The following is a 25,126-nucleotide window of genomic DNA, read 5'->3' as shown; positions in this document are numbered from 1 at the left end:
ATGGCAACGCGAAGTCAGGAAAGATCGGCCTCTAGCTGGACGAGAAGAATGATACTTGATACGAACATTGTCATTTATTCGATCAAACCAAAATTTGATTCACTGCGTGCTTATTTAGTAGCTAATCAGGAGGATTTACGGGTGTCATTAATTACCAAAATTGAAACATTAGGGTATTATAAACTCGCCCCTCGGGATCAGAAGAAGTTTGAGCGCTTTTTTCAGCTAGTTCCGGCGTTTTCTCTTCACGAAAACGTCATTATTGAAGCCATCCGGTTGCGGCAACAACGAAAACGTTCAGTAAGGGATTCCATCATTGCGGCAACGGCTCTGCGCCACCAGCTATCCTTACTGACCAACAATACCGTTGATTTCGAAGACATTTCGGGTTTGCGGATGATTTCTTTACAGTCGATTTCCTAAGTTTTAGATTCTATGTTTGATCTCAATACCCTCCTTCGTCCCCACATCCTGACGCTAACCCCCTACTCCTCGGCCCGCGACGAGTACACCGGTAAAGAGGGCGTTTTTCTGGACGCCAACGAAAACCCGTTCGGGTCGGCGGTTACCCGTTCAACGTCTGGTGATTCGGAAATGGAGGATCATTACAACCGCTATCCGGACCCGCACCAATATGCCATCAAGGAGCGACTGGCCCCGATCAAGGGCGTTCGGCCCACGCAGATTTTCATTGGCAACGGCTCCGACGAACCCATTGATCTGCTGGTGCGGGCAACCTGCGTACCGGGTCAGGATTCCATTCTGATTGTGCCGCCGACCTACGGCATGTACGAAGTGAGCGCGGCCATCAACGATGTGCTGCTCATCAGAGTCCCGCTGACGCCGGCGTTTCAACTGGACGTTCCGGCGGTGCTGGCGGCTATTCAGCCCCGGACCAAGCTGCTGTTTGTCTGCTCGCCCAACAACCCGACCGGCAACCTGATCAACCGCGACGACGTGCTGACGCTTCTGACCAGCTTTCAGGGACTGGTGGTGGTCGATGAAGCCTACATTGACTTTGCCGACACGCCGTCTTTCACCACCCTGCTGGACCAATACCCGAATCTGGTCGTGCTGCAAACCTTCTCCAAAGCCTGGGGGCTGGCGGCTCTGCGCTCCGGGATGTGCTTTGCGTCGGAGGCCCTGATTGACGTTCTGAACAAAATCAAACCACCTTACAACGTGAGTGGTCCAACCCAGAAGTTGTTACTTATGGCCCTGGGCAACGTCTCCAGTAAGGATGACATGGTGGCCCGGATTCTGGCTCAACGGGAAGAATTAACCCGCAATCTGCTCAATTTACCGCTGGTTCGGCACGTTTACCCTTCGGATGCCAACTTCGTCCTGGTGAAATTCGACGATCCGAAAGCGGTTTTTGATTACCTGATCGGCCAGCAAATTATCGTTCGCGACCGGCATCGCGTCAAACTTTGCGAAGGTTGCCTGCGCATCACCGTCGGAACCGAGTCGGAAAACCAGCAGGTGCTGAGCCTCTTGCAAACCTACGCCGACCAGCTATCCACCACCGTTTAATGAACGTACCCTATGAAAAAAACGCTTTCTCTGTTTATCGTACTCCTGCTTGGCCTGACCATTTCCCAGCAGGCCCACGCCCAAACCAACAACTGGGCCGTCGGTTTCCGCATCGGCGAGCCAGCCGGTATCAACATCCGGAAATATTTCGGCGAAAACCACGCCTTTGATTTAAATATTGGTACCTACGGTGGGATTTACGGCAATCGGCGCAGCTATCGGAGAGGAATGTACCGAAATGTCGGGGTGAGCGTTCAGGGGCATTACCTCTGGCACGGCTCCATCGGCAAATTGGAAACACTCCATTATTACTACGGTTTTGGGGGCCAGGTAAACCGACGCAATTATTACTTAAATCGAAACTCCAACGAAAGGGTGCCCGAAATTTCCCTCGGCGGATCGGGTGTGGCGGGTCTTGAGTATTTTTTACCCAACAAACCGTTGTCCGTTTTTCTGGAAACCGGCGCGTACGTCGAGGTGCTTCCGGCACCATTTTTTCTCGGCTTACAGTCCGGTCTGGGTGTTCGTCTGAATTTATAAAATTGGGAAAGGAAGGAAGGAACAGCGATCAAAACCGTCCCGGTTCTCCTTTCTTCCTTTCCTGTACCCTTTCTTATGTTTAAAGTCTTCAGTTCATCCGCCGGATCAGGAAAGACCTACACGCTGACCAAGGAATACCTTAAACTGGCCCTGCGTGACCGGACCGAACTGGGTAAATCGTTTGAAGCCCACCAGTTTAAGCACATTCTGGCCGTCACCTTCACCAACGCGGCTGCGCGGGACATGAAGGACCGGATTCTGGAACAGCTTCAAAAGATTACGGCGGGCGATCTCAACTCCCAACTCCGGGACCTCTCCGAAGAACTCCAGCTGGAACCGGCGGAACTCCAGAACCGGGCGCGGCAGACGTTTCACACCATTCTGCACGACTACTCCGCCTTCTCCGTGCTGACCATCGACAGTTTCGTGCAGCGCGTCGTGACGGCTTTTACCGACGATCTGGAATTGCCCTACAGTTTCGAGGTCGAGATGGACACCGACGCCATTCTGCAAACGGCCATCGACCGGCTGCTGGAAAAAGTGGGCCAGGAAGACCACCCCTATCTGTCGGAAGCGCTGGAAGAATTTTACCTCGAAAACGCCACCGACGGCCGGAGTTGGTATGGATTGGCGGGCACCCTCGCCGATTTTTCCAAAGGCCAGTTGGGCGACCGCAATTACGATTACGTTCAGAAACTGAAGGAGTTGAATCCGGGCCACTTCCGAACCATCCGGCGGAATCTGCGCGAAAAAAACCGCGAAGTGGAAAAACAGATCGAGCAACTGGCGCAGGACGGTCACCGGCTAATTCAGCAGGCCGGCATTTCCGAAAAAGCCTTTTATTACGGTGACAAGGGCGTTGGGGCGTATTTCAAGAAACGGATTTCGCTCGCGGGCTTTCCGGAAGATCCCAATTCGTACGTGCGGAAAGCGGTTGACGAAGATGTCTGGCACTCCGGCAAGAAGACCTTAACGCCCGAACAGCTTCAGATTGAAGCCATCAAGGAACAACTCCGGGAATACATTCTGCAAATTGAAAAACTCCGGCAGGACAGTCGACTGCGTTACCGGACGTTCGGGGCCATTGAGCAGCACCTGCAAAAAGTGGCCCTGCTGAAACAGATCAAGCAGGAATGCGACGATCTGCTGCGGGAACAGAACCGCATTCACATTTCGGAGTTCAACCGGCTGATTGTGAAAGTTGTCACCGACGAACCGGTGCCGTTTATCTACGAGCGGCTGGGCGAACGGTTTCATCACATCCTGATCGACGAGTTTCAGGATACGTCCAAACTGCAGTTTGTCAACCTGCTGCCGCTGATCGACAACAACCTGGCCTACCAGCGGTTTAACCTGGCCGTGGGCGACGCCAAGCAGGCTATTTACCGGTTCCGGGGGGGCGATATGGACCAGATTGTGGCCCTGCACAGCGGCAAACTCGACCCGTTACTGTCGGCGCACGAAACCAGTGAAATGACACTCGAACGGCTTTCGGGTCTCCAACCCCACCTGCAACCCGACCGGCTGGCAACCAACTGGCGCAGCGCCGAGTCGATCGTGGAATTCAACAACAGCTTTTTCCGGTTCATGGCCGATTTCTACACCGGCACGGATTTCGAGAAAGTGACGGAGGTGTTCGACGAACAATTCCGGCAGGCGTCGGCCAAAGCCGGGGTGCCGGGCCACGTGCAGATCGACTTCATTGAGAAACCCGACCGGTTTGCCGCCAAAACCGACGACGAAGAAGGACCGGATTTCAATACGCAGATGGTCGAACGGACGCTGGCGCTGATCCGGAAAGCCGTGGCCGACGGGTATCAATACGGCGACATTGCCGTGCTGTGCCGTTTCAAGAAAAACGCCCGGAAAATTGCCGACTACCTGGAAGCCAACGACATTCCGCTGACTTCGGAAGATTCGCTGACACTCCAGTCATCGGAACGGGTTCGGTTTCTGGTGTCGCTGCTGCAACTGCTGCACCAGCCCGAAAACCGGATGGTGCGCTACGACATGCTGTTTCTCTACACCCGGCTCATCAACCCAGACCGGCCCAATGCCGAGCTGATGGAGTTCATGGACGAAATGGCGAAGGCCGAGGATGTGCAGGAGATTTTCCGGCTGATCTCGAAAATCGACAAAGACCCGCTCGACCCGGTTACGCTCCAACAGCTTACCATCTACGAACTGACCGAAAAGCTGGCCGAGTACTTCGACCTCTACGAAAACGAACGGGATTGCGCCTACTTGTTCCGGTTCACCGACGAAGTCCTGAGTTACAGCAGCCGGTACAGCAGCCACCTCCCCGATTTTCTGGCCTACTGGGAAACCGCCCAGGAGAAAGTATCGGTCAGCGCCCCGCCCGACCACTCCGCCGTGACCATCCAAACCATCCACAAATCCAAAGGGCTGGAATACCCCGTCGTTATCATTCCGTTTGCCGACTGGTCCTACAAACCCCGCAACAACGAAACCATGTGGGCCGAACTCGGACCGCTGGGCGAACTGGACGAACTGGCGATTCCGGACACGGCGCGGCAGGAAATCAAGCGGCTGAAAACCGCAACCATCACGATCCGGAAGGATCTGGACGAAACTCCGCTGGCGGCTCAGTACCAGGACGAACTCTACCGGACGTTTGTGGAGTGCATGAACCTGGTGTACGTGGCCTTTACCCGCCCCACCGACCGGCTGTACATCATTGCGGCCAAGCAGGATTTCTCGACGACCAAAGACGGCGGCTACAAAAACGCCAACGGCATTGATTTCTGGCTGTATACGTATCTGACTGATTTGCGGGGCAATCCGTGTTGGGAAGACGGCAAAGCGAGCTATTCTTTGTACGATTATATAACTCAACCCACCCACCGACCGTTACTACCTAGTGAACCTTTTTCGGTCTGGGTGGGCAACCGCGAAGGCACGCAGCCGCTCCGGCTCCGGCGCATCGAGCGGACGTTCGACCCGACGGCTTTCGAAAAAGCCCGGGCCTGGTGGCAGAAAGTCTGCACCGCCCTGTCGCTGATTCAGACGCCCGATGATGCAGAAGGGACGATTCGCCGGATGGTGGCCGAGGGGCTGTTGCGGGCTTCGGAGCAGGAAGCCATGCAGTCGGCGCTCCACACGCTGCTGGCCGATCCGGACATGGGGTCGCTCTTCACCCCGGCCAGTCGGGGTGACAACAACCGGCGGATTCTGAGCAGCAACGGGGGCAAATCGCAGCGGAGCGGCCCAAACCGGGTGGTTCATTTTCCGGACAAAACGGTTCTGGCCAATTACCTGACCGAGCCGGCCGACGATGCCCAGCACGCCCGGATGCGGTCGTTTATGCGGATGTATCAGCAAATGGGCCATGCGCGGGTGGAAGGCTGGCTGGTGTTTATCCCGGACCGCAGTGTCCTTAAACTAACCTGATTTCTCAACGTATGAAGCATTCTTTTTGGGGTTTCTTTCTTCTGTTTGTAACCCTGCGTGGTTTTTCGCAGGATTATCCCATTACTCCGGTTCCGCTCTCGCAGGTAAAAGTGCAGTCCGGTTTCTGGTACGACCGGCTGGAAAGAGCCCGAACCGTCACCCTTCCCCACGCCTTTCATAAACTGGAAGAAACCGGCAAGTTCGAGAATTTTGCCGTGGCCGGCGGACTAAAAAAGGGTACCTTCAACGGCGTCCGGTTCGATGAATCCGATGTTTATAAAGTGGTGGAGGGAGCCGCTTACTCGCTCCAGAACCGGTACGACGCCAAACTCGACCGCTACCTCGATAGCCTGATTACCCTCTTCGCAGCGGCCCAGGAACCCGATGGCTATCTGTACACCATCCGCACCATTTTTGGCGACAGCACGGGTTTGAAAGACTGGATTGCGGGCCCTTATCGGTACGGGTTCGAAAATGGCAGCCATGAGTTGTACAACGTCGGGCACCTCTACGAAGCCGCCGTCGCCCACTTTCAGGCCACCGGCAAACGGTCGCTACTGGAGGTTGCCATCAAAAATGCGAACCATTTAGTTAAAACCATTGGTCCCAAACCGGGTCAGATCATCGTCGTACCGGGGCACGAAGAGATTGAAATCGCCCTCGTTAAACTTTACCGGGTTACGGGCACCAAAAACTACCTTGATCTCGCTCGTTTCTTCGTGGACATGCGCGGGCGCGGTGATAAACGGGCGTTGTTTCAGGATGCTCACAACCTCGGCCCGGCTTATTTCCAGGATCACAAACCCGTGGTGCAGCAAAACGAAGCCGTGGGCCATGCCGTGCGGGCGCAGTACCTCTACGCCGGAATGACGGATCTGGCGGCTTTGCAAAACGATCAGGCCATTCGGGATGTGGTGATGAAAATCTGGGAGGATGCCACCACCCGCAAGCAGTACGTCACCGGGGGGGTTGGCGCGCGGGAAAACGGGGAATCCTTCGACGATCCGTACGTGTTGCCCAACGATGCCGCCTACGCGGAAACCTGCGCGGCCGTGGCCAACCTGCTCTGGAACCACCGCCTGTTTTTGCTGACGGGCGAGTCAAAGTACATGGATGTGTTTGAGCGGGTGCTGTACAACGGTTTTCTGGGCGGATTATCCCTGCAAGGTGACAAGTTTTTCTACGTCAATCCGATGTCGTCGAACGGCAAGAAAGATTTCGGAAACGGCCAACCCGCCCAACGATCACCCTGGTTTGGCATCAACTGCTGCCCGAGCAACGTGGTCCGGTTTCTGCCCGCGCTACCGGGCTACATTTACGCCCTACGCAACAACGAATTGTTTGTCAACCTATTTGCCGACAGCCAGACCGAAGTGAAGCTAGCCGAAACAGCGGTCAAGATCCAGCAGCAGACGCTGTATCCGTGGGATGGCGCAATTAAACTAACTGTATCGCCCAAAAAAGCTACTGCGTTTCCGGTCTTGATCCGGGTGCCGGGCTGGGCCACCAACCAGCCCATGCCGGGGGATTTGTACCGGTACACCACCCCGCAAACACCCGCTATCAAGCTGACCATCAACGGCAAAGCAACACCCGTAACGGTGGAGAACGGCTATCTTAAACTACAACGGACCTGGAAACCGAATGATGTGGTGATGCTGACGCTGGATATGCCCGTGCGTGAGGTCGTTGCCAACGCCAAAGTCAAGGCGGATAACGGCAAAGTAGCCATTGAGCGCGGACCGATTGTTTACTGCGCGGAAGGATTCGATAACAATGGACAGGCGCTGAACATCACCCAAACGCCCAACCAGCACTATACCCCGGAAGTTCGGAAGGGTTTTCTGGGTGGGGTTACGGTTTTGAAAACGCAGGGGGCCAAACCGGTTACGCTGATACCGTATTATGCCTGGAACAACCGGGGGACCACCGAGATGACGGTCTGGTTCGGCCAGATGGGCAAATAACGCCCATGAAAAATAGTCAAATTATTTTCCAAAACGAAAAGCGAAATTCCTTAGACGCAGTAGGTTTAGAAAAGTAACGCATCAAGCGTTACTTTTTTTTCAACGGTTATTTCGCTAATCGTTCTCTCCCCCATTGCCGTGAGCGGTGTCTACCGGCCCATCGCCCAAAAATGGGAACCCGTTTTCCGAAACTTAACGCCCGCCCTCGACGTTGACCCAGAGAACTTCTAAACAGCTGTATGAACGTCATTGTCCGAGAACCGTCCGCACCGCTTCGCCTATTTGTGGACAAGCTGTGGTATATCTCGGCGGATTACTTTAACCAGCAGGACATTGGCTTTCCGGTTCTGCAACACGAACTGATTTTTAATTTCTCGGAGCATTTTTCAGTGGGTCAGGCCAACCAGCCGCCGGTGATTCAAAATGCGGAAAACTGGCTCAGTAGCCTCTATACGCGTCCGCAACGGAGCCAAACCTGGGGGCGGCATGAGACGTTCGGGGTGTTTCTGAAACCGTGGGCGCTCCAGGCCCTGACGGGCATACCAGCTTCGGAGCTGACGGATCAGATTCTTGCGGGTAACACGGTTTTTCGTCGTCCGGTTGATGAAATCAGTGAGCAACTGCACCAGATACCGGATGCCCACACCAAACTGACGCTGCTCGAACGATTTCTAACCCAACGGTTTCTGGACAAAGACGTACCCGCTTACCTCATTTATGCGGCTGAGTCCCTACAGCAAAACCGCTGGCACGACGGCATGATCCGGGAACTGGCCCGCGAACTTCGCATCAGTCCGAAATCACTGACGGCGGCTTTTAACAAACACATCGGCATTCCGCCGGGTCGTTTTTTGCACCTTCGGCTGTTCAACGATGTGGTGACGAAGTTGGCCAACCACCCCCGGCAGTCGTTCACCCAACTGGCCCAGGAGCACGGTTTTTTCGATCAGGCCCACCTGAACCACCTTTTCAAATCGCTCACTGACCTGACGCCGGGCGAATACCGTAAGCAGGTGCTGGCCGGTCGTATCCGGCCCGATACGCCCTGTTACCTGCAGGCAGGAAAGGCGCAAGGGTAATTTTTATACAAGTTTTCGTTGGCAGCGCGCGGTACCTTTGCCGAAAAACAACAGCTGATGAGAAACGTAAAACTATTTATCGCCACCAGTCTCGATCACTTTATTGCCGGTCCGAACGGCGAAATCGACTGGTTATTCACCGACGGAGATTTTGGTTACAGCGCCTTTATGGAAACCGTCGACACGACGCTGATGGGCAACGAAACGTTTAAACTTACGGCCAGTTTCGGGGACTTTCCTTACAAATCGCTGACCAATTATGTCTTCACCCGCAACTCCGACGCGCCGGAAGAACCGTATGTCAATTTTGTCTCGGGCGACATTGCGGCTTTTGTCGCCGAACTCAAGCAGCAGCCGGGTAAGGACATTTTTCTAGTCGGTGGTGGTCAGATCAACACCCTTTTACTCGAAGCCGGGCTGATCGACGAGCTTCAGGTTTTCATTCACCCGATTATCCTGGGCCAGGGCATTCCCCTTTTTCGGCCGACTAAAAAAATGCACGCTTGGCAGTTGGTGGAAAGCAGATCTTTCGAACGCGGTTTGGTTGAACTTCACTACGTGAAAGCGTGATTGAATTGCCAAAACAAAAAAGCCACGGTTTTAAACGTGGCTTTTTTGTTTAACATTAACAAGGTTTTAGACGGCTCGCTTGGCCTGTTGCTCCAATCTTTCATGCTCCTTGGCCGCTTCCAGCCGGAGCTTCTGGTTTTGTTTTTCAAATACCTTAAACAGCACCACAAAATACGCCAGCAGCAGCGGCCCGATCACCAGACCCAGAATGCCAAAAATCGGTACCCCCAGCACGATACCGGTTAGGGTAACGAACGGGTGAACGTCGCCCATGCGCTTGGCCAGCACCACCCGCAGCAGGTTATCGACGTTGATGATCACCACGGCCCCCACAACCAGAATGCCAATACCGTTGCCCGTTTCGCCCTGCGAAATCATTAAAATACCGGCGGGCCCCCACACAATGGGCGTCCCTAAAATGGGGATGAACGCGAAGAAGAACGCAACGACGCCCCAGAAGGCTGCATCTGGCACGCCAAAAATCCAGAGCGTCAACCCGGTCAGCAGGGATTGCACCAGCGAAACCAGCGCCTGCCCCAGGATGTTGGCGTTCACCATGTTTTTCAGGTCTTCGCCCAGCTGATCAAGCGTATCGTTTTCGAAAGGCAGGTACTTGCGCAGTCCCTTGATAAACTTCTCTTCTTCCATGAAAATAAAATACAACCCGACGTAGAGCAACCCCAGCGAGATAACCACGTCGAGCGTACCGCTCAGGAGCGAAGGAAATTGCCGACTGGCAAAACCGGCGCCCTGCTGCACCAGATTTTTAACGTTAGCCTGATCCGTAATCTGAATACCGGTGGCCTTCTCCAGCTTTTCGATCAAGCCCAGAATCTGGTCCGTATGCTGGCTGTAATACTGAATCCGATTGATCAGCAACAGGCTCAGCGCCAGAAACGGCATGATGATTACGACGACGGAGAACAGGATGAGCAGGATGGTAACCAGCAGCCGGTTCCACTTCCGCTTGTGCACCAGATTCGTAAACCAGGGCCGGAAAATCACGTAAATAATTCCCGAGCCTAATAAAGCAATCGTGTACTGCCGCAGCCCGATCAGGATAAATCCGGCAATGATGATGAGGCTGACGATGAGTAAAATACGTTGTTGTTTGGGGGTATAAATGGTGGCCATAGCACGTTTGTAAGTAACTTCACCTCCATACTACACCCCGTGGCGATTTTTGTTTAGGCAAATTAGCCAAGCTGCTGATAACGAACCTTTTCGATTATGAAGAAACGGCGTTACCGCTAGAGCGTAACGCCGTTCGAAGCAAATGATAAGTTGGTTGTACGCAACGCTCCGACTGGTTAATTGGCGTCGCCCTTCACGTCGTCGTTGTTTACCGACCGGCCTTTTTTCCGTTTTTCTTCAAAAGTCATTTTTCCGATGCGGTACGAGAACGTCACTTTTACGTTCTGGTTGTAAAGGTGCATCACGCTGTTTTGCGCCAGCAGCGGGGAGTTCAACGAAGTCCGCATTTTTACGCCATTGCCGGCAAAGTTTTCAGCCGCCAGTCCGACGCTGCCCCGTTTGTTGGCAAAATCCTTCTTGACGCCCAGCGAATACATGTACATACCGCCCATCGTTCCCTGCAACTGCGGCATGGGCGAGCGCCAGAAACCAAATCCCTGGATGCCCCAGCCTTTGTTGAGCGTCCACTGCGACATTAGCCGCCCCCCCAGGCTAAACCCGTCGTTGCTGATTTGCTGCGACCGGCCATCGACGCCCGCCGTCATGCCCTGCATGTAAGCGTAGTAGCCGTCCAGCCCGCCGTTGATGCTCCACTTTGGCGTTAGGTTGGTGTTGAAAAAGACGTTGGCGCCGTAGGTCCGCTGCACCCCGATGTTCTGGAAGGTGGTAATGATCCCGCCCGCCAGCGAATCCGACGGCAGCCGAATCTGCGTAATGGCGTTGTTGGTCAACCGGCCAAACAGGGCGGCATTGATGTACGTTTTCTTAATGGTCGAACTCAGGCTCAGTTCAAAATTATCGGTCAGTTCCGGACGCAAAATGGGATTCCCGATGCTGATGTTCTGCGGGTTGGCCGCGTTGGGGTTCGGGTTCAACTGCTGCAAACCGGGGCGCTGAATCCGGCGGTTATAAGCGGCTTTCAGCGTGACCCCGCCTTTCAGGCTTTTGGACACGTTGATGCTCGGCACCAAGTTGCTGTAATTCGGAATGGCCAGGGCCGTCGTTTCGTCGCTGGTGGCGTCGATGCCGGTATGCTCGTAGCGCGTTCCCACTTTGAAAGTGTACTTGTTGGGCGTCACGTAGGTGTAGGAAACGTAACCAGCGCCGATGTTCTGCGAATAGTTCAGCGAGCCCGCCGGGTTGGTTGGATCAAAAACCAGGGCGCCGGTCGGACCGCCAATCTGGTACTGATACCGGCTGTCGACCTGCCGCAGAATGGCTTTTGCGCCAAATTCCAGCAGCTGGTTCTTGCGGATCGGGGTCTGGTAATCGGTCTGGAAGGTAATTTCCTGGTTGGTGTTGTCATTAAGGTTGCGCTGGCGGGCGGTCAGCTCACCGCCGAGGCCCAGCAGGTCGGCGTTAAAATTATTGGTCAGTCCCGTGCGGCTGTACTGGGTCGAAATGCTCCACTCCTGCTGCGGTTTGAAGGTATGGATGTAATCCAGGTTGATGTCAACCGAATTCGACAAATCCTTGCGGTCCACGTTGCGGTTGGTAAAATTCAGCAGCGAATCGCCGATGTAGGAGTTGGTTAACTGGTTCTGCTCCTGAACGAAATTCCGGGTTCCGTAGCGGATGTTGGCCGACAGCGACTGGTTTTTGGCCAGATCGTAATCCAGCCCCAGCGTATATTGCCCGAACAGCGGTTTATCGAAAGCCGTGGCCGTCTGGCTGGTGCTCATCGGCACGCCATTGACCAGCGTGGTTTGCTCCAGGCTCGACGAGGCCCGGTTGTACATGGCCCGGCCAAAACCGCCCAGACTAACGCCCAGCTTTCCCTGCCGGTACGAACCGTTCAGCCCCAGGTTGGAGCCCCGAATGCCGACCCCGGTATCAACGTTCAGCATCAAACCGTGCAGCGTGTTCTTTTTGGTGATGATGTTGATGATCCCGGCGGCCCCCTCGGCATCGTACTTGGCCGACGGGCTGGTGATGACCTCCACGGACTTAATCATGTCGGCGGGGAGTTGTTTGAGGGCGTCGGCTACGTTGCTGGCTACGATGGTCGACGGTTTATTGTTGATCAGCACCCGGATGTTCTGGCTGCCCCGCAGGCTAACGTTGCCGTCGAGGTCCACCGAAAGCATCGGCACTTTCTTCAGAATGTCCGTGGCGTCACCGCCTTTGGAAGTCAAGTCTTTTTCGGCGTTGAACACCAGCCGGTCTACCTTTTCCTCAATCAAAGCCGCCTGCCCCGTTACGACCACCTCGCTCAACGTCCTTACGTCGGGCTGAAGCTGCACATTGCCCATATTCAGGTCCGTGCCTTTGGCAATGGTGAAGGGTTTGGAATCGGCGTTTTTGTAGCCGATGAACGAATATTGCAGCCGGTATTCGCCGGGGGCCAGTTTGCTCAGCGAGAATTTTCCTTTGTCGTCAGAAGTCGTACCGTCGATGGGTTTGCCGGTTTGGGTGTTGATCAACGCAACGGTGGCGTATTCAACGGGTTTGCCGGAAGTCGAATCTAGGAGCATCCCGGTAATTTTGCCGTTGCCTTTGGGTGCTTCTTCCGCCACACCGGTAAATTCCTGCTTTTTACGTCCGCCGTCCTGGCTGCCGAAACCACCACCTGGTCCACCACCGGGAGGGCCAAACTGCGCCATCGCAGCCGAGAAACTAGTCAACAGAAAGACGGCGAATAACACCGGACGGATAAAGAGTGGAGCAGGTTGCGTTTTCATAATCGGGCCGCTTTAAAGTAGCAGTGTACAAAGATGACACGGCCCCGTGGTCTGCGAAAATGAATGTTGCCCAGTCGGTTTTTTCGGGGGCGGAATCGGCTTATTTCGGTGCAGAACAGATCGCCCCCGGTAAGCGTTAAAGAGATTACTTACTTGCCAATTTGCCGTAGTTTTCATTACTTACAACAACTAAACCATTCACAACATGGCACTTGCGTGGATTATATCGGGCGTTGTCCTGGCCTATTACTGCGGAAAAGCCCTGCGCGCTCCGGGCAAACCGAACTGGAATAAGGCAATTGTGTCTACCATTTTCTGGCCCCTTTCAATTGTTACCAATTGGCTGGCGGACAAACAAAAATAAAAGCAGCAAAACCCAGCAAATCGTGCCGGGTTTTGCTGCGATGCAGGTCCAGTACCCCTACGTACGGTCTTGGCTTCATTGGTTGAGAATAGTTACTTGCCGAGCCACTCCTTCAAATCCGCCAGACGATCCCCGCTGACAAACACTTCGAGTCGGGGTTTCGGCAGCAGATCAAGCTTCCATTTGCCCGCCGAATACATCTGGATGGTCTGAATGGCCGGCAACGACACCAGAAATTGCCGACTGACGCGGAAAAACTGTTTGGGATTCAGGAGCGTGGTCAGCTTGTCCAGGCTGTAGTCCACCGGCAGCGTCGAGCCGTCTCGGGTGACCAGAAAAGCCATGCGTTCGTCGAGGAAGAAATAAGCGATTTCGCTCGTCTCCACACTCCGGACTTTTGAGCCGACGGTAATCATGAACCGGTCTTTGTAGGTTGTTTCCTTGAATGCCCCCAGCATCCGCACCAGGGCGTCCATATCCGGAGCCACCAGCGGAGGAGCGGGCTGCGCGGGAGCAGGTTGCGCGGGTTGGGCGAACTGTTCCCGCAGCGCCTTGAATTTCGTAATGGCCGCCACCAGCTCGTCGTAGTTCAGCGGTTTGAGCAGGTAATCGATGCTGTTGACTTTAAACGCCTGAATCACATACTCATCGAAAGCCGTGGTGAAAATGATGGGCGTCGTCAGCTTCACCTGCTCGATGACCCGGAATGCCAGTCCGTCCTGCAAGTGGATGTCCATAAAAATTAGATCGGTCTTCGCCGGCTGCGGCTCCGAGAACCACGCCACGGCTTTTTCGACCGACGGCAGAACGGCCAGGATGCGGATTTCGGAATCGTAGCGGTGCAGCAGGCTTTCCAGCCGCTGGGCCGTCAGGCGTTCATCTTCAAGAATAACGACATTCATGGAATCAGGGGGATTTTAACCACAAATGAACCGTCCTGCTCGCCCACCCACACGGGCTGGTCGGTCAGGAGGGCGTAGCGGTTGATGATATTTTGTAAGCCCAAACCCGTCGAATGTTCGAGTTGTTCGCGGGGCTGGATGCGGTTGTGCACCACCAAGTACTCACCCTCGGTCTGAATATAAACGTGTTGTGGCAGCTCGGGGCTCATCCGGTTGTGTTTGACGGCATTTTCGACCAGCAACTGCAAGGTCAGCGGGGCCATGTAATAGCGTTCGACCACGGTTTCGGGTACGTCGATCCGCACATCGAAACTTTCCTCAAACCGGATTTTAAGCAAAAACGTGTAAGACCGGATAAAGTCCAGCTCGGTTTTCAGCCGCACCTTGTCGTTGTCTTTCTGCTCCAGAATATACCGGTACGCCCGCGAAAGCTGGTCGATAAACTGCTCCGACAGGTCGGCGTCAACGTGCACCAGCGACGACAGGATGCTAAGGCTATTGAACAGGAAATGGGGACTAATCTGGTTTTTCAGGGCCGCAAACTGCGTCAGTACGGCTTCTTTTTCCAGCCGCTCCGCCCGAATCTGCACATCCTTCAGCCGACGGTTGGCCCGGCGATTGGCCGACAGGTAGAAAATCGACAGCATGATCACGATGGTCAGGCCGTTATTCGACCGTTCGAAGAACTCCCAGCGCCCATGCCTCGGCGGATGGGAATTTGGTACCTGCTCATTTCGGGCCATTGCCGGAACCGGTCGCGGAATAAACCGCAGCACTTCGCGCCGGGCGTAATCCCCGACCACATTCAGGCCCAGGCTGGCCGTAATCGCAATCAGCAGCGCCAGGAACTGGGTCCGTAGCTTAAAGTCCACCAGAAACTCCTCCCCGAATCGGTTGGCCGTCCAGTCCAGCACAATTTCGGTGATGTAAATCCAGGCAAAATAGAGCGCAAACGTGACCACCCCCTGCCCCAGCAAAAACGGGAGTGATTGCAGCACAAACAGCCAGGTTCGTTCCGGCAGGTTGACGTACAGCAGGATGGGGTAATAAATCACCAGCACACTCAGCGCCAGTTGGGCAATCTGGCGGGTGGAAAGCCGGTAAGTGGTTTTTGAATTCATATTCCGTTACGTTGCTCAACCTCCGCCCGTAAGTTAACGGTCAATGGGTTGAGACCCAAGTCTGCTTGAATTACGAAGTTCAGACTCCGCTTCCGGAAAGAAAAAAGAAAGTTGCAGAATACGGTTTTTGGACACCGGAACCCGGCGTTTGGCGGGCGGAGTCCTCAGCTCCCCCGCCCCGTCTGTCGCAACCCCGCCAGGGGTTGGGTGGCGATCCGGATCGTCTTAGCACTCCGTTGCGCTGAGTGCCAGACCGGCTTCGGAGGTTTCTTTGTATTTGGTAGACATGTCGCGCCCGGTAGCTTTCATGACCTTAATGACGGCATCGAGCGAAATTTTCTGGTTGGCGGGCGTTCCGGCGGTGGCCAGCAAAAAGGCGTTGTAGGCTTTCACCGCCCCCATCGCATTCCGCTCGATGCAGGGAATCTGAACGTACCCGCCGATGGGATCGCAGGTCATGCCGAGGTGGTGCTCAATGCCGATTTCAGCGGCTGCCTCCACGGCGTCAATAGGCTGGCCCGCGCAGTAGGTCAGAAAAGCCGCGCCCATGGCCGATGCCGTGCCGATTTCGCCCATACACCCCATCTCGGCCCCGGAAATGCTGGCGTTGTGCTTCACCAGAAAACCGACAGCCGCAGCCGCCCACATGCCTCTGCGCAGGGTGGCTTTATCGTAGTGAAAATGGTTGCGGGCCAGGTACGTCAACCCCGGAATAACCCCCGACGCGCCGGACGTGGGAGCCGTCACGACAATGCCCCCAGCCGCGTTTTCCTCCGAAGCCGCCAGACAATACGCATTGAGGAAAATCAGAAAGCTATCCGACGACTGCGCCAGGCCCCGCGCCTGCTGGTAGAGCACCGGCGCTTTCCGGCGCAATTTGATCGAACCCGGCAGCGTTCCTTTGTGCCGCAGTCCACGCCGGACGGCTTTGTGCATAAAGTCCAGGATCAGGTCGATGCGGTTATTGATGTCCTTGGCCGACCAACCCGTCAACGCCATTTCGTTCGCCAGCATGAGTTGCTCCAGCGTCAGTTGGTGGTCGTACAGCCGGGTTTTCAATTCTTTCATGGTCCGGTACGGATACGGTATTTCGGACGCTGGTTTCTCCGCAGCCTCTTCACCTTTTCGCAGAATAAAACCGCCCCCAATCGAGTAATATTCCTGTTCGAAAAGCGTAGCATCGCCTTTCGTCAGCCGGAAAACCACGGTATTGGCGTACGGCGACTCGTATTTTTTTCGCTCAAAATGAATGTGTTCAACGCCCAGGGCAAACTCCCGTTCGCCTACCTGCACTGGATAGGTTACGGCCGGATCTTTCAACAACGCCAGCAAAGCCACCGGGTCGGTCGATTCGGGTTGCCAACCCAGCAGTCCAGCCACCAGGGCGCGGTCGGTTCCGTGGCCTTTGCCGGTTGCACTCAGCGAACCGTACAGATAAATGTGAATAGAATCCGCCGTTTGCAGGGTTGATTCGGGCAGGTGACGCAACCGCTCCAGAAAGTCGAAAGCCGCCTTCATGGGTCCAATGGTGTGCGAACTCGACGGTCCCGGACCCACTTTAAAGAGGTCAAAAAGGGACGTGGTAATGGGCGAATTATTCATGAATGTTGGGCAGGAATGGTATTCAGGTTGTATCTTTCTGGTTCATTAGCCGATTGTCGCAACCAACGGTAGGACAAAGCTAGTGAAACCCACTTAAGCTTTTCCTAAACCGAATGAAACGATTGCTTTTGCCGACCCTTTTTTTGTCGGCTGCGCTGTTTACGGCGGCACGATGGACAACCGAAACGCCCACCTCCCGCGAATGGCCCGAATACCTGGGTGGCCCCGACCGCAACCACTACTCTCCACTCGACCAGATCAACGCTTCCAACGTCAGTAAATTACGGGTTGCCTGGGAATACCACTCCAAAGACTCCGGGCAGGTGCAGTGCAATTCCATCATCGTCGACGGCACGCTGTACGGCGTTACGGCTTCTAATCAGGTGTTTGCGCTGGATGCGGCCACGGGTCAGGAAAAATGGCGGTATAATGAATCCAGCAAAGGGGGCGTCAACACCCTGCGGGGCGTCACGTACTGGAGCGACAAGGACGACAAGCGCATTCTGTTTGGCTCGGGCGCTTCACTCTGCGCCGTCGACGCCCGGACGGGCGTGCTGATTCCCGGCTTTGGTACCCACGGAAAAGCCAGCCTGAAAGCCGGACTGGGGCCCACCGCAGCCGATAAATTTGTGATTTCGAACACCCCCGGCACCCTATTCGGCGACTTGATTATCATGCCGCTGCGGCTTTCCGAAGGGTCCGATGCGGCCCTGGGGTACATTCAGGCGTTTAACGTCCGGACGGGCCAGATTGCCTGGGTATTCCGGACGATCCCGAACCCCGGCGAGTTTGGTTACGACACCTGGCCGAAGGATACCTACAAAAACACTAACGTTGGCGGGGCCAACAACTGGTCCGGCATGTCCATCGACCGCAAGCGCGGCATTGTATACGTACCCACCGGCTCGGCAGCTTTCGACTTTTACGGCGGGAACCGCAAGGGGCAGAACCTGTTTGCCAACTGCCTGCTGGCGCTGGATGCCAAAACCGGTAAACGGCTCTGGCACTACCAGTTTGTTCACCACGACATCTGGGACCGCGACCTGCCCGCTCCCCCCAATCTGGTGACCTTACGGATGAACGGCAAAACCGTTGATGCCGTAGCGCAGGTGACCAAAACCGGCCACGTGTTTGTGTTTGACCGGGTGACGGGAAAACCGTTGTTTCCGATTAAGGAAGTACCTTATCCGAAATCAGAGTTGCCCGACGAACCCACCTGGCCGACCCAGCCCGTTCCGACAAAACCGGCCCCATTTGCCCGCCAGACCATTTCCGAAGCCGATCTGAGCCCATACGCCGAGAACCGGGATTCGCTGCTGGCCGCTTACCGACGCGCCAAAGTGGGTCCGTTCCAGCCGCTGGGCAAAACACCGACGCTCGTGTATCCGGGCCTAGACGGTGGGGCCGAATGGGGTGGTGCTGCCGTTGATCCCGACGGTATTATGTACGTAAACGCCAACGAAATGGCCTGGCTGCTAAGCCTGCGCGATACGCCTAAAGACGAGGAACTGGCGCACCTCAGCCCCGGCGAACGGCTTTACACGGTCAACTGCTCGGTTTGCCACCGCCCCGACCGCAAAGGCAATCCCACCAGCGGCTACCCCTCGCTGGTCAACATCGGCCAGCGCCGGGACCGTGATTTTGTTCACAAAACGATCACGACGGGCAAAGGCATGATGCCGGGTTTTACGCGACTGACCGAGATCGAAAAGCAGGCGCTGGTGGCGTTTTTGTTCGGGGATGAAAAAGTGGAAGCGAGTTCGGCCAAACCCGGCAGCAAAGAACCGTACGTACCCTACAAATTCAACGGATACACGAAATTCCTCGACAATAAGGGCTATCCCGGCATCCGCCCACCCTGGGGAACGCTGACGGCCATCAACCTCAATACCGGTGAACACCTTTGGCAAAAACCGTTTGGCGAACTGAAAGAACTGACCGCCAGAGGCATTCCGCAAACCGGGGCCGAGAGTTACGGCGGTCCGGTGGTCACGGCCAGCGGATTGCTGTTCATTGCCGCCAGCAAGGACGGTATGTTCCGGGTGATCGACAAGAAAACCGGTAACGTATTATGGCAAACCGAACTTCCGGCGGCTGGGTACGCCACGCCCAGCACCTACGAAGTAAACGGCAAGCAGTACATTGTCATCGCCTGCGGAGGCACCAAACTGGGCACGAAGAAAGGCGATAGTTACGTCGCGTTTGCCCTGCCGTAATAGCAGCTCCGCCAGTTTACGAAAACGCTGCCGCATACTCCCGCACGAAGCCTCGAAAATTACGGGGCGGCTGGCCGGTTACCTCCATTATGGCGGAGGAAACTGCGGAGGCTTCACCGCGGGCGTAATGCGCATAATCCTCTAATAAACCGTCGGCCTGCCATTCAGGAAAACCGACCGACAACAGAGCCTGACGCAGGGCGGACGGCGGAACATCAACGTACTGGATCGGACGATTCAGCCCTTCGGAAAGCTGGGCGGCCAGTTGCGGATGCGTCAACGCTTCGGGACCGGTGAGGTCGTAGGTTTTGCCTTCGTGCCCGCGGCCGGTCAGGGTTTCGGCGGCTACGGCGGCAATGTCCCGAACGTCTACCACACTGACGGCGGCCTCCCCCGCCGTGGCGAAAAACTGGCCCTGATTTATGATTGGATCGCGAAAACCCAGCAGAGCCTGCATGAATAAATTAGGTCGAAGAACGGTGTACGCCAGCCCCGACTCCCTTATTTTTTGTTCAACGGAGGCATGATACCGTAGAAAACGAACCGGCGAATCCAGGCTGGCCGCCAATTGCGAAACGTTGACAATATGCCGCACCCCGGCCCGCCGGGCGAGGGCAACAAACCCGATTTGCAACGACTCGGCCTGCTCCGACGAGTTAGTCAGCAGAAAAGCCCGCTCCATGCCGTCGAGGGCCCGGGCGACACTTGCCGCATCAGTAAAGTCGCCCGCAACTAATTCGGCTCCGGCAAGATGGGGCAACGATCGGGCTTTTTCCAGTGACCGAACCATCACACGAAATGCGACACCTTTGGCGGCTAACTGCCGGGCGAGTTCGGAACCGATCGTGCCGGTGGCTCCGGTAAGGAGAATGGAAGGTGAGGTTGAATTTGTCATGATTGCTAAGATTGATGCGACAAAGTTCTCCCTTCCCACGGGCAAAAAATTGTAAGAAAACGAAACGACGGCCCACTTTTAAACGGCCAGCGCCCGGCGGTATTCACCCGGCGTCTGGCCCGTTCGTTGCTTGAAAACTTTATTGAAATGGGAAAGGTTATTGAAGCCGCTTTCGTAACAGACATCACCGATGCTGCGGTCGCCGGTCAGGAGTTTACGGGCCTGGGTGATCCGAAATTCGTTAACAAAGTCGGTGAAGGTCATCTGGGTCATTTTTTTGAAATACCGGCAGAAAGCCGGAACCGTCATGTTAGCGAGCGAAGCCACCTGCTGAATCTCAATCGGTTGCCCGTAGTGCGTTTCGACAAAGCCGTAAATGCGGTTGATGCGCTCCTGCTCCCGGCCGTTAAGGTCCAGACTGACGCTATCGGCATTGAGTAGCTGGTATTCGGTTGAAACGGCCAGGCGCTGGAAGATCGTCAGCAGGGTCATCATGCGATCAAACGGAGGTAAGCTCACCAGCGAGGCCACCTGCTGCCCCACCCGTCGCTTGGTTTCTCCCGAAAACGATATGCCCCGGTGGGCCCGCTCGAACAACCGCCGGATAGCGGCCAGCTCAGGCCGTTGCAGAAAGTCCTTGCCTAAAAAATCTTCGCGCAACTGCACGACGATCTCTTCAAAATCGCCCACAATACCGTGGCTGAAATTCAGGTGCGGCAGGTTGGGGCCCAGAAAAACCAGTTCGCCGTCTTCGTACGTGGAAATGTGGTGGCCGATGTGCCGCTTTCCGTTACCCCGCGGAATATAAACAATTTCGTACTCGGGATGGTAATGCCAATACACCCAGCAGCTATCCGGCTCGGTGTGATGAATCAGCCGGAACGAACTGCCAAACTCGGGCTCAATTTTCTCAAACTGTGGCTTCATACAGATGCGCTATTAACATTTCATTGCCCTCGTTTGAGTAAAGAACATCAACAGAGCACCAAAATAAGGTAATTAAACCAAAAACCAACTCAAAAAACCGTCTTACTTTTGCCCTATCATAAGAAACGGTCATGAATGTAACCATCGACGAAAAAGTCCCTTCCACGCCATCGCTGTTTGGCAGCCTCCTAACGTTCTTTACGCATCCGCACGCCCGGGCCGTTGGTCTGGTTTTCACGACCGAAAGCCTGCTGCTGGGTGGCTGGGTGGCGCACATTCCCCACGTTAAACAGAAACTCCACCTGACCGACGCCGGGCTGGGCATGGTGCTCTTTGCGATGCCGGTGGGTCTGCTGCTCATGAACCCCTTCACGGGCTGGATTATCGCCCGGCTTGGGGCCGCCCGCACCTGCTTTCTCAGCGCGCTGGTCCTGTGCCTGAGTACGCTGATTCCGATTAATGCACCCAACGTCGCCCTGATGGCCGTCGGTTTGTTCTTTGTGGGGCTGAGTGCGGCCTTGCTCAATGTGGCCATGAACACCAGCGCGGCCGATGTCGAGCGCGAACACAACATCCTGATTATGTCTTCCTGCCACGGCATGTGGAGCCTGGGTGGCATGGTCGGTTCGATCCTGGCCGGGATTTGTATTGCCCTACACGTATCGCCGTCCCTGCACATGCTGGGCATGACGCTGGCGCTGGTTCTGCTCACGTTTACACTCCGGCCCATCCTGAAAACAATCCCGGCGCAACCGCCCACCGAATCCTCGGCCGCTTTTGTGCGTCCCAACATGATGTTACTGCTGATGATCATCATTGGCCTGGGGGTGGCAATGGGCGAAGGGGCCGCCCTCGACTGGAGCGCCGTTTATCTTCACGAAGCCACGGGGGCTTCCAGCCAGATAGCCGCGCTGGGCTTTGGTTGTTTTTCGCTGGTGATGACGCTCGGCCGCTTTATTGGCGACGCCGTTATACCGCGCATCGGAGTAAAGCGGATTCTGGGAATAGGCAGCCTGGTGGCAGCTTCCGGTTTGCTGCTGGCCATTGCCGTTCCCATTCCCGTGGTTGCGCTGACGGGTTTCGCCCTGCTGGGCGCGGGTTGTTCGCTGGGCGCACCGATTCTTTACAAAGCTTCCATGCACGTAGCCGGGATTCCGGCAGCGACCGGTCTGGCCACGTTCGCGACGTTTAGTTTCATCGGTTTTCTGGCGGGCCCTCCCGTCATCGGTTTTGTGGCCGAAGCGTACGGACTGGCCTACGGTTTCGGACTCGTGGCCGGTATTCTGCTGATTTCGGCGGTTCTAACCCGCAAACTGACCCTATGATTGCTCACCTGGCCATCTGGACGCGTGACCTGGAACGCATGCGGGTCTTTTATGAAACGTATTTCGGCGCAACCGCTTCGCCTTTGTACCACAATCCGACGAAGCAGTTCCGCTCCTATTTTCTTTCGTTCGGTGCAGGTTGTCAACTGGAGTTGATGCACCGGCCGGACGTGCCCGATGATACCAGTGACCCGCTGGCGCAACGAACCGGGCTGATCCATTTTGCCCTGTCGGTGGGTAGCCCGGAGCGGGTCGATGCGCTTACCCGACGGTTGAATACGGACGGATATGCGCGGATCGATGGGCCGCGAACGACCGGTGACGGCTATTATGAAAGTGTGGTTCTCGACCCGGAAAATAACCGGATTGAGATCACCGTTTAACCAAAAAACACGATGAAAGCTGCAATTTTTGATATGGATGGGGTTATTGTCGACACCAATCCGCACCACCGCCTGGCCTGGCGCCGGTATTTTGAACGCTACGGCAAACCGTTGACCGACGATGATTTTGTCCATTACGTTTCGGGCAAGCACAACGACGACATCCTCCGCCACCTGTTTGCCGACCGGACGCTCTCTCCGGACGAAGCCCGTCAACTGGCCGCGGAAAAAGAATCGCTGTTCCGGGATTTATACCGGCCCGACATCTCGCCCGTTGCCGGTTTGCCCGAATTTCTGCAAAAACTGCGGAAGGCCGGTATTCGTACGGCGGTCGGCACGTCGGCCCCGGTCGAGAACCTGGATTTTGTCATGGATGCGCTGAATTTGCGGTCGTATTTTGACGTGCTGCTCGATGAAAGCAAGGTCACCCGTCCCAAACCTGATCCGGAAATTTACCAGCAAGCCATGCGCTTTTTAGGCGTTGAGCCGCAGGAAAGCGTCATTTTTGAGGATTCGACAACCGGAATCCGGGCGGCCAGCAGCGCGGGTGCCTACGTGGTGGGGCTGGCAACGACGGAATCGCCGGAGAAACTTCTCCAGGCGGGCGCCAACGAGGTAGTCCGGGATTTTACGGAGCTACAGGTTCCCATCGCAATTCCCTCCTGGTTTGCCTCGGGCCTTTCAAAGCTTAAGAGTTAATTGCAAAAGCCGGTGGCGGAAACTCCGTCCGATCCCAGATTTTGGGCATTTCGGAGGAGTTGGGCCTACAGCTCCGCTTCGTTTTAGCTATACCCCGGTAACGCCGACCATTTTCTACATCAGTCCATGCCCCGAAAGCATGGACTGTTTTATTTACACAACTAGCAACCTTAAATTCATTTACCTATTGAAATTAATTCATAAGATTTGCTACTATTGGGATAGTTTCACACCTCACAAAAGTAAAAACTATGCGGACGGTCTATGTCACGGCCCTTCTGTTCCTGGCCTTTCTTTCAAATGCGGTAGCTCAAACCGAAAAAGGGCGCTGGCTCGTGGGCGCTCAGGTGGGTGATCTGGCGTATCGAAAAATGAAAAACGATTTGGGAAATAATTTTACGGTCAGTCTGACGCCATCGGTGGGCTATTTTCTGGTCAAAAACTTGTCCATTGGCGTCGTTGTGCCCGTCACGGTGAACAATTCAGACTTGGGATACAGCGCAAGCTACTTCAGTCGAAGCGTTGGGATCGGTCCAAGCATCCAGTACTATGTCGGAAATGTCAATGTCAAACCTTTTGTTGGCCTTGGCTATACCTACAACTGGAATTACACAAAGTGGAGTGATCCGAATCCGGCTAACGAGTCCGTATCCAAAGGGTACGACGATAATCTGACGCCGAGTGCCGGAGTGGCCTTTTTCTTTAATCGAAATGTCCTGTTGTCTGCCGGGTTGAGCTAAGCAGTCAGCTTAAAGGAAATCGAAATAAAGTACGTGTACTCTTCCTAGCCTGCGAGACGATTTTGGTAGACAACAGTCAGTCCGGGACGAAAGCCCCTGGGCATCATATCAAAGAGTTTATTCAGGTATTCCCATTTCTGCATAGGAGTCGATGGATGCTCTCCACCGACTGGGCGGTACCGATAATCAAAATAATTGTTGAAAGAAATGTGCGTGGGTGGCAGTCCTACCTGTTCACCATAGTCGAACAATTCTTCAGCCGTATATTCCCGAAAATGCCCTGGATTATCATGTTGAATTCGGATTAACTCATACGGATTTTTCCCGAGAATCATTTTAATCCGCTTATGAATTGCTACGGCATTGGGGGTCTGCACAATCAGGATTCCGTTGGGCTTTAATATTGACTTTAAAAACGGATAAACCAGTAACGGCGATGTGTATAGGTGCTCAAGTACTTCCGCCATTACAATGGCTCCATACTGCGGCAAATCTTTCCGATAACGATCGGGAAACTGGCAATCATTCAAATTAAAAAAATAATGATTACCATAGCGAGTTGGTCCTTCTTTGTCAAATCCAAGTGTATCGACGGGACGATCAAAATGATTTCTCACTATTTCGGTGAATCTGGAAACGCCGATATCAAGCAAGCTCGATTGAGGATTTGCAAAGCGATTTAATAAATCTAGCAGCGTTGCGTAGCGTTGAGCATGATAAAGCGTATAACCATCCCCGGGATACATCTCGTGTATTTTCCGGACAACATCATCCCTGGAAATCGTCATATGGAATAGGGTTAGCGGGCTAAATAATGGCCCGCTAAGATACGTATCAACGCTTATCCAATAAACAGACGAAATAAATTTTTCCAGATACCATCTATTAACCGACATGGATTAACTCAATTTGCAGACGCTTGGTGAGGATTACCTCCCCTTATTCTTATCAATTTTGTTGCCGTTAGGAGTTAAAAC

General features: G+C 54.7%; 21 protein-coding genes. 13 read left to right on the top strand and 8 right to left on the bottom strand.

The features are described from left to right. The 7 genes from OQ371_RS17980 to OQ371_RS17950 all read left to right on the top strand — a co-directional run bounded on the left by OQ371_RS17980 (window position 1) and on the right by OQ371_RS17950 (window position 9,100). The gene (locus OQ371_RS17980; protein ID WP_265989582.1) at window positions 1-423 is read left to right on the top strand and encodes a type II toxin-antitoxin system VapC family toxin; all 423 of its coding nucleotides are present in this window, start codon (window positions 1-3) and stop codon (window positions 421-423) included. Between the two features lie 12 nt (window positions 424-435). Further along, the gene (hisC, locus tag OQ371_RS17975) at window positions 436-1,533 is read left to right on the top strand and encodes a histidinol-phosphate transaminase (protein WP_265989581.1); all 1,098 of its coding nucleotides are present in this window, start codon (window positions 436-438) and stop codon (window positions 1,531-1,533) included. Between the two features lie 12 nt (window positions 1,534-1,545). Continuing rightward, the gene (locus OQ371_RS17970) at window positions 1,546-2,073 is read left to right on the top strand and encodes a hypothetical protein (protein ID WP_265989579.1); all 528 of its coding nucleotides are present in this window, start codon (window positions 1,546-1,548) and stop codon (window positions 2,071-2,073) included. A gap of 75 nt (window positions 2,074-2,148) precedes the next feature. After that, complete coding sequence (locus OQ371_RS17965) at window positions 2,149-5,484, top strand: UvrD-helicase domain-containing protein (RefSeq protein ID WP_265989577.1); 3,336 nt, start codon at window positions 2,149-2,151, stop codon at window positions 5,482-5,484. An 11-nt stretch (window positions 5,485-5,495) separates the two neighbouring features. Continuing rightward, window positions 5,496-7,451, top strand: coding sequence for a glycoside hydrolase family 127 protein (locus OQ371_RS17960; protein ID WP_265989576.1), 1,956 nt, complete (start codon window positions 5,496-5,498; stop codon window positions 7,449-7,451). Window positions 7,452-7,690: 239 nt separating this feature from the next. Further along, window positions 7,691-8,530: a helix-turn-helix domain-containing protein gene (locus OQ371_RS17955; RefSeq protein WP_265989574.1), complete on the top strand. Its 840-nt coding sequence runs from the start codon at window positions 7,691-7,693 to the stop codon at window positions 8,528-8,530. 57 nt (window positions 8,531-8,587) lie between these two features. Further along, window positions 8,588-9,100, top strand: coding sequence for a dihydrofolate reductase family protein (locus OQ371_RS17950; protein ID WP_265989572.1), 513 nt, complete (start codon window positions 8,588-8,590; stop codon window positions 9,098-9,100). Between the two features lie 66 nt (window positions 9,101-9,166). On the opposite strand, the gene OQ371_RS17945 is transcribed toward OQ371_RS17950, so the two are convergent. After that, entirely contained in the window at window positions 9,167-10,234 is a 1,068-nt protein-coding gene (locus OQ371_RS17945; RefSeq protein ID WP_265989571.1) for an AI-2E family transporter, read from the bottom strand. A 176-nt stretch (window positions 10,235-10,410) separates the two neighbouring features. Then, complete coding sequence (locus OQ371_RS17940; RefSeq protein WP_265994334.1) at window positions 10,411-12,897, bottom strand: TonB-dependent receptor; 2,487 nt, start codon at window positions 12,895-12,897, stop codon at window positions 10,411-10,413. Window positions 12,898-13,180: 283 nt separating this feature from the next. Here OQ371_RS17940 and OQ371_RS17935 point away from each other — a divergent pair, with 283 nt between their 5' ends. Next, window positions 13,181-13,339: a hypothetical protein gene (locus tag OQ371_RS17935; RefSeq protein ID WP_265989570.1), complete on the top strand. Its 159-nt coding sequence runs from the start codon at window positions 13,181-13,183 to the stop codon at window positions 13,337-13,339. Between the two features lie 92 nt (window positions 13,340-13,431). Here OQ371_RS17935 and OQ371_RS17930 read toward each other — a convergent pair whose 3' ends face one another. From OQ371_RS17930 to OQ371_RS17920, 3 genes are all read right to left on the bottom strand, one after another. Then, window positions 13,432-14,241, bottom strand: coding sequence for a LytR/AlgR family response regulator transcription factor (locus OQ371_RS17930; RefSeq protein ID WP_265989569.1), 810 nt, complete (start codon window positions 14,239-14,241; stop codon window positions 13,432-13,434). Continuing rightward, entirely contained in the window at window positions 14,238-15,362 is a 1,125-nt protein-coding gene (locus OQ371_RS17925; RefSeq protein ID WP_265989568.1) for a sensor histidine kinase, read from the bottom strand. Before OQ371_RS17925 ends, OQ371_RS17930 begins: the two co-directional genes overlap by 4 nt. A 225-nt stretch (window positions 15,363-15,587) precedes the next feature. Then, window positions 15,588-16,964, bottom strand: coding sequence for an L-serine ammonia-lyase (locus tag OQ371_RS17920; RefSeq protein ID WP_265989567.1), 1,377 nt, complete (start codon window positions 16,962-16,964; stop codon window positions 15,588-15,590). 113 nt (window positions 16,965-17,077) lie between these two features. On the opposite strand from OQ371_RS17920, the gene OQ371_RS17915 reads away from it, so the two are divergent. Further along, window positions 17,078-19,180, top strand: a complete 2,103-nt coding sequence (locus tag OQ371_RS17915; RefSeq protein WP_265989565.1) for an outer membrane protein assembly factor BamB family protein — start codon at window positions 17,078-17,080, stop codon at window positions 19,178-19,180. Window positions 19,181-19,196: 16 nt separating this feature from the next. Here OQ371_RS17915 and OQ371_RS17910 read toward each other — a convergent pair whose 3' ends face one another. Together OQ371_RS17910 and OQ371_RS17905 are read right to left on the bottom strand one after the other, a co-directional pair. Continuing rightward, entirely contained in the window at window positions 19,197-20,075 is an 879-nt protein-coding gene (locus tag OQ371_RS17910; RefSeq protein WP_265989564.1) for an SDR family oxidoreductase, read from the bottom strand. Between the two features lie 78 nt (window positions 20,076-20,153). Then, a complete protein-coding gene (locus tag OQ371_RS17905; RefSeq protein ID WP_265989563.1) occupies window positions 20,154-21,002 on the bottom strand; it encodes an AraC family transcriptional regulator in 849 nt (282 codons plus the stop codon). A gap of 131 nt (window positions 21,003-21,133) precedes the next feature. On the opposite strand from OQ371_RS17905, the gene OQ371_RS17900 reads away from it, so the two are divergent. The 4 genes from OQ371_RS17900 to OQ371_RS17885 all read left to right on the top strand — a co-directional run bounded on the left by OQ371_RS17900 (window position 21,134) and on the right by OQ371_RS17885 (window position 24,149). Beyond that, complete coding sequence (locus OQ371_RS17900; RefSeq protein ID WP_265989562.1) at window positions 21,134-22,327, top strand: MFS transporter; 1,194 nt, start codon at window positions 21,134-21,136, stop codon at window positions 22,325-22,327. Next, a complete protein-coding gene (locus OQ371_RS17895; RefSeq protein ID WP_265989561.1) occupies window positions 22,324-22,710 on the top strand; it encodes a VOC family protein in 387 nt (128 codons plus the stop codon). The genes OQ371_RS17900 and OQ371_RS17895 overlap by 4 nt, the downstream gene beginning before the upstream one ends. Window positions 22,711-22,722: 12 nt before the next feature. Further along, entirely contained in the window at window positions 22,723-23,409 is a 687-nt protein-coding gene (locus tag OQ371_RS17890) for an HAD family hydrolase (RefSeq protein ID WP_265989560.1), read from the top strand. A gap of 251 nt (window positions 23,410-23,660) precedes the next feature. After that, complete coding sequence (locus OQ371_RS17885; RefSeq protein ID WP_265989558.1) at window positions 23,661-24,149, top strand: outer membrane beta-barrel protein; 489 nt, start codon at window positions 23,661-23,663, stop codon at window positions 24,147-24,149. 44 nt (window positions 24,150-24,193) lie between these two features. Here OQ371_RS17885 and OQ371_RS17880 read toward each other — a convergent pair whose 3' ends face one another. Beyond that, window positions 24,194-24,937, bottom strand: a complete 744-nt coding sequence (locus tag OQ371_RS17880; RefSeq protein WP_265989557.1) for a class I SAM-dependent methyltransferase — start codon at window positions 24,935-24,937, stop codon at window positions 24,194-24,196. Window positions 24,938-25,126 lie beyond the last annotated feature (189 nt).

Source organism: Larkinella insperata (assembly GCF_026248825.1).
Classification (GTDB): Bacteria; Bacteroidota; Bacteroidia; order Cytophagales; family Spirosomataceae; genus Larkinella; species Larkinella insperata.
This window is presented reverse-complemented; position numbering and strand designations above follow the sequence as displayed.